Origin of the sequence: Clostridium sp., assembly GCF_040797585.1 — a bacterium.
GTDB lineage: Bacteria > Bacillota > Clostridia > Clostridiales > Clostridiaceae > Clostridium_Z.
In genome coordinates this window covers 1-10,813 of sequence record NZ_JBFNEO010000090.1, presented here as the reverse complement: position 1 = coordinate 10,813, position 10,813 = coordinate 1, and the positions used below count along the sequence as shown (strand labels likewise).

Annotated in this window: 8 protein-coding genes; 3 read left to right on the top strand and 5 right to left on the bottom strand. The window is 29.4% G+C overall.

The window, feature by feature from the left end; all coding sequences use genetic code 11:
* The 5 genes from AB2369_RS07510 to AB2369_RS07490 all read right to left on the bottom strand — a co-directional run.
* The coding region (locus AB2369_RS07510; protein WP_367665863.1) for a Veg family protein at positions 1 to 213 on the bottom strand (213 nt) is incomplete at its 3' end.
* Positions 214 to 481: 268 nt separating this feature from the next.
* The gene (locus AB2369_RS07505; RefSeq protein ID WP_367665862.1) at positions 482 to 2,179 is read right to left on the bottom strand and encodes a methyl-accepting chemotaxis protein; all 1,698 of its coding nucleotides are present in this window, start codon (positions 2,177 to 2,179) and stop codon (positions 482 to 484) included.
* 537 nt (positions 2,180 to 2,716) lie between these two features.
* Positions 2,717 to 3,601, bottom strand: a complete 885-nt coding sequence (gene yabG, locus AB2369_RS07500; RefSeq protein WP_367665861.1) for a sporulation peptidase YabG — start codon at positions 3,599 to 3,601, stop codon at positions 2,717 to 2,719.
* A gap of 210 nt (positions 3,602 to 3,811) precedes the next feature.
* Complete coding sequence (locus AB2369_RS07495; protein ID WP_367665860.1) at positions 3,812 to 5,854, bottom strand: glucose PTS transporter subunit IIA; 2,043 nt, start codon at positions 5,852 to 5,854, stop codon at positions 3,812 to 3,814.
* A 323-nt stretch (positions 5,855 to 6,177) separates the two neighbouring features.
* The gene (locus AB2369_RS07490; RefSeq protein WP_367665859.1) at positions 6,178 to 7,182 is read right to left on the bottom strand and encodes a CotS family spore coat protein; all 1,005 of its coding nucleotides are present in this window, start codon (positions 7,180 to 7,182) and stop codon (positions 6,178 to 6,180) included.
* Positions 7,183 to 7,289: 107 nt separating this feature from the next.
* Between AB2369_RS07490 and AB2369_RS07485 the strand changes: the two genes are divergently transcribed.
* The 3 genes from AB2369_RS07485 to AB2369_RS07475 all read left to right on the top strand — a co-directional run bounded on the left by AB2369_RS07485 (position 7,290) and on the right by AB2369_RS07475 (position 10,637).
* Entirely contained in the window at positions 7,290 to 8,417 is a 1,128-nt protein-coding gene (locus AB2369_RS07485) for a glycosyltransferase family 4 protein (RefSeq protein ID WP_367665858.1), read from the top strand.
* Between the two features lie 173 nt (positions 8,418 to 8,590).
* On the top strand, positions 8,591 to 9,901 hold the full coding sequence (locus AB2369_RS07480; RefSeq protein WP_367665857.1) for a putative DNA modification/repair radical SAM protein: 1,311 nt from the start codon (positions 8,591 to 8,593) through the stop codon (positions 9,899 to 9,901).
* Between the two features lies 1 nt (position 9,902).
* Positions 9,903 to 10,637 carry a TIGR03915 family putative DNA repair protein gene (locus tag AB2369_RS07475; RefSeq protein WP_367665856.1) on the top strand — a complete coding sequence of 245 codons (735 nt, stop codon included), beginning with the start codon at positions 9,903 to 9,905 and terminating at the stop codon, positions 10,635 to 10,637.
* The last annotated feature ends 176 nt before the right edge of the window (positions 10,638 to 10,813 follow it).

Here is a 10,813-nt window from a genome sequence, read left to right as displayed (position 1 = left end):
TGTTTTTGTTAAAACATCTGAATAACTATATGTCACTGTCCTTTGGGTGTCATTATCCAATCTTATCATAAATATAGATGGATATGTTTTTTCTAATACTCCACTATTAACTAAAATCTTTCTTCTTCCTCCATTGGCCTTCAAGGTTACTCTTTCACCTACATGGCTTTCTATATCTCTCTTTATGGAAGTAAGAGTTCTACTTTTTTCCATTTTTAACACCCTCTTTCCACTTTATATTATATATGAAAATATCATATATGTCAAATAAACTTTATATTTTACCACGTTATAAATATAGATGTCAACGTTAATTTTCCGTTAACAATATATTTTTTTCCTATCCTTTAATAGTATTGTCAAAATATATATAATTTATTCGACTATTTTTCTTTTACAAATTATATAGTTAAAAGGAACTTAACATACATTAAGTTCCTTTTAATCCTATTGATTAATTATATAATCCTATATTTATCATTTAAAATTTAAATCTCTTTATATTAGAATCCATAGATTTAACCTCTGTTGTTAAAATCTCTGCTGAAGAATAAACCTCTTCTGAGGACGCATACATCTCTTCTGAAGATGAAGATACCTCTTCAGCTAAAGATGTAACTTCTTGAGACACAGATGCTACTCCTTCAATTTTTTCAACTATTGTAATGTTTTTATCCTTTAACTCTGTTGTAGCCTCATTAACATTTTTTACTTTTCCTGAAAACTCTTCAATCATATTTAGTATATCCTCGAAAGATTTAACTGTTCCGTTTACTCTCTCTATTTCACCATTAACTTCTCCATTCATATCTTCAGTAGTCTTTAATAAAGTATTTTTTACTGTTACAGTTTCCGCAATTAAAGTATATATATTTTCTGAGGATACCTTACATTGCTCTGCAAGCTTTCTTATCTCATCAGCAACCACTGCAAATCCATTACCTCTCTCCCCTGCCCTAGCTGCTTCAATAGAAGCATTTAATGCTAAGAGATTAGTTTGATTAGCTATATTGTTTATAATATCTGTTATATCATTTATTTTATTTATATTAGAGTCTAACCCTTCAATTTCATCCCTAACATTTCCAAAGGATATATTAACCCTATTTATAGAATCTATAAGCTCCATCATATTAGAGTTACTTAACTTAGCCATTCCCTCAATATTTTCTGTACTTTCTTCTATATACTTTACTCCACTAGCTATATAGTCTAGTTTTATACTAAAGTCCTCCAAAAGTTCAGATATAGTCATTAAATCTTCACTCTGATTACTAGACCCCTTAGCTACTTCCTGTATAGCTGTAGCTATATTTTCAGAGGCATTATTCATCTCTTTTGATACTTTTGATAAACCATAAGCTTGTCTATCTATATTTTCTGAACCTTCTTGTATTGCTTTAAATATAGAAGCTACATCTTCAGTCATTTTAGATAGACTTCTTTGCATTACCCCGAATTCGTTATCACTATGATTATCTAATCTTAAAGTAAAATCTCCCGTAGCCAATTTATTTAAATCTGATACCATATTTTGTGAAGATTTCTTTATAAGCATTTGTACCACATAGGCTAAAGAAGCAAATATTATTACACTTACTACTGCTATAATTAAAAAGTTTTTTACAGTTTTATCATAAATATTTTTACTCTCTAAATATATATCATTTCCCTTTTTTAAGGAGTATTCTTTTAAGTTAAAAAGTTTATCTTCTAAACTTACTCCTATATTATTAATACTATCTTTTAAATCCTCAAAGTCATTTTCTCCTCGTTCTAATTTAACTTTTATCTGATCCCATAATTTAATATACTCATCTAAATCATTCTTAACTCCCTCTACCATAATTCTCTCTTCTTGATTTAGATTTATAGAATTGTATTCCTTTATGTACACATCTATCTTTTTTCTATGCTCTTTTATAGTCTCATCATATTTTTTATCATACTCTGCTAAAGCTTTATTTGCCTCTATTCTTATATTTGCAAACTCACCTCTAATTCCTGCTGCTAACCCTAAAGGTTTAACACTTTCCTCATTCATACTTTCTACATTCACTTGAATACTATCTATTCCATCGTAGCCTTCGTATGCTATTAATAACCCAATCATTAAAGCAAATATACTAATTAGTACTATGCTTGTACTTATCTTTATGTTTTTTAATTTTTCTATCATAAGCTCTCTCCTTATATTAAATATTCTCTACTAAATCTTTATACCTATTTAGTATACTTTTCGTACTCATTTATCTATTCTTAACTACTTAGTTATAATATTATGATTTTCTAACTAAATCCTAAAATATGATAAAATAATTACACATAATTTTATCATATTTTTATACTTTTCCATAATATAATTAAGCAAATTTAACTATAAAAATTAAAATATTATTTTTAGTTTAGCATTTTAATTTAGCAACACCTTATATTCCCCACTTATTAGAAAAATTTTTAAGTATAATTTATACTTTTATGTAAATTAAGAAGTCAACTATAATATTATTATATGGTTATATATAGATAAAACATATGATAGTTAGAATTAAATCACCGACTACCATTACTTAAAGCATCTTCAAAGATTGAGTTTCGATATGGTTTATCTATCATATATGAATATTTTTAAACCTTAACTTTAACTGCCTATATGAATAAAGTTAAATACTCTACCTTATGGCAAAATATTTAACTTTATAGCTTAGATATTATATTATGCATAAGGTGACTTTGGAAATCCCTCTCTATATTTTCCCCTTGTTTGAAGTCCTCCTATGCCCTTCATTCCTGTAATAGTATTTTCTAATATCTCATGGATAGGTACAACTTTTTCAATATTTGTATAAGCTATTTTCTCGCATATAAATACAGGATCTAAACAATGTATTAGCACTCTACTTGGAGAACTTGCAAAATTAGCACCTGCATCTAGTATACTTTCATAACAAGACTGGCATGCCCCTGCAAATATAACTAATTCATCATAACTAGAATTATAATTACGTAATTCACTTACTGCGTCTACAAAGTATTTTGAAGTTCTATAATTATTGATATCCATATAATCACGAGCTTCTTTTATCATCCCATCATGCCCTGTTAAAACTACTATATCTGGTTTTACTTCTTTTACAAGCTCAACTACCTTAAGAGGTTGATCTTTTTCTCTAACTGCAAACCCTTCAGCATTTATATTAAGTTGCTTATATACCTTTAAACAATTTTCAAGATAAGTAGGATCTCCATCCACATGCAGTATTTTTCCTGGTCTTCCAAAAGTCAGCTCTTTACTCTGTACTATCTTCCCGGATTTCTGAATCCGCTTTCTTGTAAAAACCTCAATACTTTTCCCATGTCTTTCATCCATAATACTTTGAATAGTAGCTTTTACAGCCCTATTAAAAATTATATCCTTCTCTCCGTTATAATCTTCTTTAACTACCTCTAAATCTTCTTCTGGGGAGTCAGCTATTATCCTAAGATTCATACCCTTTAATATATATATTGTTTTTCCATCATCCCCTTGTTTTTTATCTATTATTTTAAAAGCTATATCCTTTTTATAGGACTTTCTAACTACAATATCTCCTATTTCCACCTAGCTTCTCCTTAGTATTATTGCTACTATTTTATAATATGCTATCTGGAATAATATGACACTATATATGTTTAAATAGATAAATACTAGACTTGCTTAGTGAAAGATTATAAATATATAACTTAATTAATAACTTTTTTTAATATTACTTTATACAATTCTAAATAAAAATAGATATAGCTAAAAAACTATATCTATTTCTTTAAACTTTTATTTAATTTTTACTTTCATTATATCATCTAAAGCTTTATGCTCCCCAAAGCTTACATCTAACCCTTCAACCTTATCCATATTAGTTATTATTACTGGAGTCATCAAACTCTTACCCTTTGATAGTATTTCTTCCCTATCTACAGTTACTAATAAATCACCTTTTTTAACCTTATCTCCAACATTTACATGAGAGGTAAATCCATTACCTTGTAGTTCTACAGTATCTATTCCTATATGAATTAGTAACTCTAGACCTTTCTCAGTATTTATAGCTATGGCATGTTTTGTTGGAAATAATACTGATATTTCTCCATCTACTGGAGCAAATATTTCTGATCCCCTAGTATCCACTGCAAAACCATCACCTAAAAGCTTTTGAGAGAACACTGAATCTGGAACCTTACTAAGATCTACTACCTCTCCATTTATAGGAGAATTAATCTCTTCAAATCCCCCATTATTAGTAATATTCTCTTTATTTTTTTCTTCTACTTCTTCTTTAAAATCTCTATCTGGATCTACATCATTTAATTTTAAAGATTCTTTTAATAAATCTTCATTAGCCATAAGCTTTTTAATATCATCTTTTATCCTTTCAGCTTCTGTTCCAAATATTACTTGAACACTGTTTCCTGCTTCCATAACTCCAGCTGCTCCAAGGGTCTTTAAAGCTCCCTTATCCACAGCTGAGGGATCATCTAATGTTAATCTTAATCGGGTTATGCAAGCATCTAGAACTTGAATATTGTTCTTACCACCTATAGAGTGTAGGATTCTAGCTGACTTTTCAAGTCCCTTTAAATCTTTAATAGAAGACTCCTCTCCTCCTTCTGCCTCTGCATCTTCTCTACCTGGAGTTTTAAAATCAAAAGCTCTTATTGCAAAGTAGAATACGACAAAGTATAGTGCAAAAAATACTGCACCTACAAGCCATATAAGAAGAGGCTTTCCTGCAAAGCTATACCCAAGAACATAATCTATAAATGAAGCTGAGAAAGTATATCCTAATCTAATTCCTAAAAGACTAGTTACTATTCCTGAAGCAAAAGCTGCTAATACGTGGAATACAAACAGCATTGGTGCAACGAATATAAATGAAAATTCTATAGGTTCAGTTATTCCTGTTAAGAAAGCAACAAAAGCTGCTGATACAAGCATTCCTGAAACTGCTTTTCTATTTTCTTTTTTAGCTGCAAGTATCATAGCCACAGCTGCTCCAGGAAGCCCAAACATTAATATAGGATATTCTGATGCCATAAACACCCCTGCTGTAGGATCTCCATGGAAGAATCTTGCAAAGTCTCCATAATAGGAAACACCATTGGAAACATATTCTCCAAATTGATATAAGAACGGTGGATAATACATATGATGTAATCCAACTGGTATTAATAATCTCTTTCCTGCGGCATAAAATGCTGGACCAAAAACTGATGTACTCGCCCATTTTGCAAAGACATCTATTCCATCTTGAAGAATCGGCCATACATTAACCCCTATATAAGCTATTATTAAAGCTGCTACAGAAGTCACTATAGGAATAAATCTTTTTCCTCCAAAGAATCCTAAAACCTGTGGAAGTTTTATATTATGATATTTATTATATAAAATGGCTGCTGTAAGACCTATTATAATTCCTCCGAAAACTCCCATATTGATTTTATTAGCTGCCACTATATCAGTATAGTCTTTGGTTAACTTAAATGCATCAAGAGCCATTCCTTGAGCGCTAGCAGCTGCCTCTGCTGCCTTTAAAGCTGCTGTATCTCCAGCAAGCTTTATTATTCCTTCTAATATGTACTCACCAACAACAGCTGCAAGAGCTGCAACTCCTTCCCCTCCTGAGAATCCTATAGCAACACCAACAGCAAATATCATAGGAAGGTTAGCAAAAATAACATCTCCTGCCGTTGCTATAAAAGGAATATTTAATAAATCTGGCTGTCCAAGTCTTAATAAAAGTCCTGCTGCTGGTAAAACAGATACAGGAAGCATTAAAGACTTACCTATTTTCTGAAGAATAGAAAACAGTCTTTTCATAATAATCCTCCTTTTAATTAAAATATATTAAAAATCTATAATTTATTTAGATTTTAAGAGCAAATACCAAGACTATAGAGTTAATCTATGATTTTTAGTTTCTACAAATACTCTTATAAAAATTCATACATACTTTAATATTTTAAATATATATATTGCAGCAATAGTAATTCACCTTAACTAAAAGGCTTAAACCTCTTATCCTTTTTAAAAATTTATGGAGCAAGGTTATGACTAATAACCTTGCTCCATAATATACTTATAATTTTTAATATACAAAATAAAATTCAGCTTATTTTTCACTCTAATAAATGACTAAAATACTATTCTACTACCTCAATATACTCCCTAAATTCTTCAATAAACTTAATATAATCATCCTGCTCATCTATAAGCTCTTTAATCTTATTAGAAAAAGTATTGTATGCCCAATTTACCTCATTATAATAATACCTATTAGCTAGCCTCCAGTACCTTTGAGGGAAAAGTAAAAATGCAAATAATACCTTATATTCTTTCTTCTCAAGTGTAGAAACAGAATTATATCCTTCAAGAATCTTCTTTGCAAACTCTATATCCCAATTATTTCTCTTTAAAACTTTTATCATAAAATTAGATATATCATAAACCCTTATTTCTCTTTTGCAATAATCAAAATCTATAACATTATAAAGTCCATTATTATCTATTAAAATGTTATGATAAGTGTAGTCATGGTGACAAAAGCTTTTAGCCTCTTCTGCTTCTTTGCACAGCTCAAGATAGCTTGAATTTTCCATAACCTTTCTTGCTCTCTTTCCAAGATCCTTATAAAACTCTAAAGATTTTATATACGATATGTCAAAATCACTTCTTTCCCTTCTTTTTCTTGACATATCCAGCATTTTATCTAGTGCTCTTATTCTTTTATCCATTAGATGAGGCCATCTTTCTAAATCACTTTTAAGTTTACTATTCTCTGGTGGTTCATACCCCTTTGAAGCCAAATGCATTTCTGCTAAATTTCTCGCTGCCTTCTCTACCTCATCTATATTTTTAAAATTACACTCCTCTCCATCTATCCACTCTGATAGTGTATACAAATCCTCATTAACTAGTGCAAAGGGCTCTCCATTTATGTTTAAATCATATTGATCCACTCGTTTATATCCATTACTTATTAAATGTTCCTTAGCCCCATATACAAACAGTAGTTTTTGAGGACCATAATTTATCTTTTTCAAACACTTTTCACCTTTATTTGTTTTTAAGTAATATATCCCCTTATTAGGCTTCAAGGTTTCTATTTTTATGTTAAATTGCCTTTCTATTTCAAATTCTCTCATCATATTGGTCACCTCCCTTATAATTTATATGTATGTTAACTATTAATTATTAACATTTTTTCCCTAGAAATAATATAATAGAATATAGCAAAGAAGAAAGGATTGTACTTATGAAAATAGGCATTGATGGTAGAGCAGCTGTTTGGTACAGGGGTACTGGCATAGGTACCTACACCTATGAGCTTCTTAAGACTTTAAATGATATAGATGATATAAATAATTATATGATTTTCTCACCAAAAGATTCCAATATATCCTTAAACCTTAAGAATAACTTTGAAAACATCTCTGGAGATACCATTCTAAAAGAAAGTTTTTGGGATAGTGTAGATATTCCAAATAATCTTTTAGAAAAATCATTAGACTTATATCATATTCCACAAAACGGTATAGGTATTGATGAAAAAATGAATTGTCCACTAATAATAACTCTTCATGATATTATTCCATTAAAACTTCCTAATACGGTAGGAGAAAAATATTTAAGGTTGTTTAATGAAAAAATGCCAAAAATAATAGAGAAATGTCAGGGGATAATAACTGTTTCTCAATTTTCAAAAAAAGATATCTCCTCACACTTTAATTTTCCACAAGATAAAATTTTTGTAACTCCTTTAGCTAGTGAAGCTAGATATAGACCTATGGATAAATTTATGTGCAAAGATATCATAAAGAAAAAATACGGTATAAAGGATGATTTCATCCTTTATGTGGGAGGATTTAGTCCAAGAAAAAATATAATAGGTCTTATAGAGGCCTTTAGTGGGGTATTAAAAAGTACTAAGAGAAATCTTAAGTTATTAATCCTTGGAAAAAAAGGTATATCCTATGATATTTATAAAAAGCGTTGTGAAGAACTTAGGATATCAAATAAGGTTATATTTCCTGGATTCATTATAAACGAGGATATGCCACTGTTTTATAATAGCTGTGAAGTTTTTGTATATCCTTCATTTTATGAAGGATTTGGTCTTCCTCCCCTTGAGGCTATGGCCTGTGGTACCCCTGTAGTTTGCTCTAATGTAACTTCTATACCTGAGGTAGTATCAGATGCAGCCTTATTTATAAATCCCAATGATATAACGGAGCTTAAAGATGCTGTATTAAGAGTTTTAAGTGATAAACCCCTTAGAGAAAAATTAATCTTAAGGGGTATTGTTAGAAATAGCAATCTAACTTGGAAAAATACAGGAAAACAAACTCTTATAGCCTACAGTAAGACCATAAATACTTTTTAATATAAATAATAAGTCCAAGGAAGAAAATCCCCCTATATATTTTCTTCCTTTTTCTTTTCTACATACCCTTTACACCGAACATACATTCGTGTATACTGATTTAATAGAACTAATCTTCCTTCTGGTGGAAGAACTTTAATAATTATATTTTGTTTTAATAAGGAGTTATTACTATGGATCTTATTGAAAAATTAGCTATCTTATCCTCAGCTGCTAAATATGATGCATCTTGTTCCTCTAGTGGTAGTAAAAGAAAAAATTTAAATAATGGTCTAGGCAATGCCTCTAATTCTGGTATATGTCATAGCTTCACCCCTGATGGAAGATGTATATCTCTTTTAAAAATTCTCTTAACTAATTACTGCATATATGATTGTAAATATTGTATAAATAGATCCTCTAATGATATAGAGAGAGCTGCCTTCACTCCTTATGAAATAGCAGATCTCACCATAAATTTCTATAAAAGAAACTACATAGAGGGCTTATTTTTAAGTTCTGCTATATTTAAAAATCCGAACTACACTATGGAGCTTTTAGTTAAAACTTTAAAGCTTTTAAGAAGAGACTATAAGTTTAATGGCTATATTCATGTAAAGGCAATTCCTGGAGCAGATGATAATTTAATAAAAGAAGCTGGACTTTATGCTGATAGGATGAGTGTTAATATAGAACTTCCCTCTTCTAATAGTCTTAAACTCTTAGCTCCTCAAAAGAAAAAAGATACCATATTAAAGCCTATGAATCTCATAAAAAATAAAATAATTGAACATGATGAAAATAAATTTAAATTTAAATCTACCCCCTATTTCTCTCCTGGTGGTCAAAGTACTCAACTTATTGTAGGTGCTTCTCCTGAAAGTGACTTTAACATTTTGACCCTTACTGAAAACCTTTATAAAACTTTTAAACTAAGAAGGGTTTACTATTCTGGCTATGTACCCGTTAATAATTCTAATAACCTTCCAAAGGTGCTATCTCCACCTCTTCTTAGAGAACACAGATTATACCAAGGTGATTGGCTTGTACGTTTATATGGCTTCAAAGCTAAAGAACTTTTAAATGAGAATAATCCTAACTTTGATATTAAGCTAGATCCTAAAACCAATTGGGCTTTAAATAATCTTGATGTTTTCCCTATTGAAATAAATAAAGCCCCCTATGAAACCTTAATAAGAATACCTGGTATAGGATTTAAAAGTGCTAGAAGAATAATTCTTACTAGAAGGGTTCATTATTTATCCTTTGAGGATATAAAAAAACTTGGAGTAGTTATTAAAAGAGCAAAATATTTTATAACATGCAAAGGAAAATATTTTGGTGATAGTACCTTTGAACCCTTATATATCAGAAATAAATTAGAAAATAAAAACCTTGTAGAAGATGTTAAAGCTAAGCAATTATCCTTTTTTAGTGACCTTCCCTCAAATCCTATAAATTTTATAAAAAGAGATTTAAACTCTAGATTACATGGAGATTTATAATATGATTGTTTATATATATGATGGAAGTTTTCATGGGCTTTTAACCTGTATTTACGACAGTTATTACAACGTAAAGAAGCCCAAGGAAATTTTTAAAAGAAGTAACTTTACTCCTAAGCTTTTTTATGAAGTAATAGAAATAGAAACTGATGAATGGAAGAGTAAAAAGGTGGAAAATGGAATTATATCAAAACTGAATAAAGGCATACTAAATACAGTATATTACGCTTATTTAAGTGGAGATATCAATATTGATACTCTAATCTTAAACTATATAAAATTAGCATTTAAAGTAGGATCTCTTGTTACATCTCACCTTCATAATCCTATAGTTATTGATATAAATAAAGAGGTTAGAAGGGTCACCTTGGAAGCTCACCAGATGAAAGGTTTTGTAAGATTTTCCTCCTTAAATAATGGAACTCTCTATGGAGCTATAGAACCAACTAATAATATCTTATCATTAATTATGCCTCACTTTAAAAATAGACTACCCATGGAGACCTTCGTAATACATGATTTAAAACGAAATCTTTTAGGAATCTATAAGGATAAAAAATGGATTATAGAGGAGTTATCAGATTCTATAATACTTAATGATGAAATTCTAGATGGTTTTCAGGAGCTTTTTAAAACATATTTTACTCATACCACCATAAAGGAAAGGAAAAATCCACGTCTACAAAAATCCTATATGCCTAAAAAGTATTGGAAGCATATGTTTGAAGTTGAATAATATAAACTTCTTATAATATATATTAGAGTTCTATAAATAAGAATCTAAACTAACTCATCTATCTGTATTTTATAAATACTATTTTTACATATATAAAGATTTCTATATGTAAAAATAGTTATATAATAAATTATATGTATTAAATAAATCTTTAAGATAATACTTCATATATAAAC

What these genes read in the sequence shown, in the direction of transcription:
- AB2369_RS07505 (WP_367665862.1), bottom strand. Translation starts at nt 2,179, where the DNA reads ATGATAGAAAAATTAAAAAACATAAAGATAAGTACAAGCATAGTACTA.
- AB2369_RS07480 (WP_367665857.1), top strand. Translation starts at nt 8,591, where the DNA reads ATGGATCTTATTGAAAAATTAGCTATCTTATCCTCAGCTGCTAAATAT.
- AB2369_RS07490 (WP_367665859.1), bottom strand. Translation starts at nt 7,182, where the DNA reads ATGATGAGAGAATTTGAAATAGAAAGGCAATTTAACATAAAAATAGAA.
- AB2369_RS07485 (WP_367665858.1), top strand. Translation starts at nt 7,290, where the DNA reads ATGAAAATAGGCATTGATGGTAGAGCAGCTGTTTGGTACAGGGGTACT.
- AB2369_RS07495 (WP_367665860.1), bottom strand. Translation starts at nt 5,854, where the DNA reads ATGAAAAGACTGTTTTCTATTCTTCAGAAAATAGGTAAGTCTTTAATG.
- AB2369_RS07475 (WP_367665856.1), top strand. Translation starts at nt 9,903, where the DNA reads ATGATTGTTTATATATATGATGGAAGTTTTCATGGGCTTTTAACCTGT.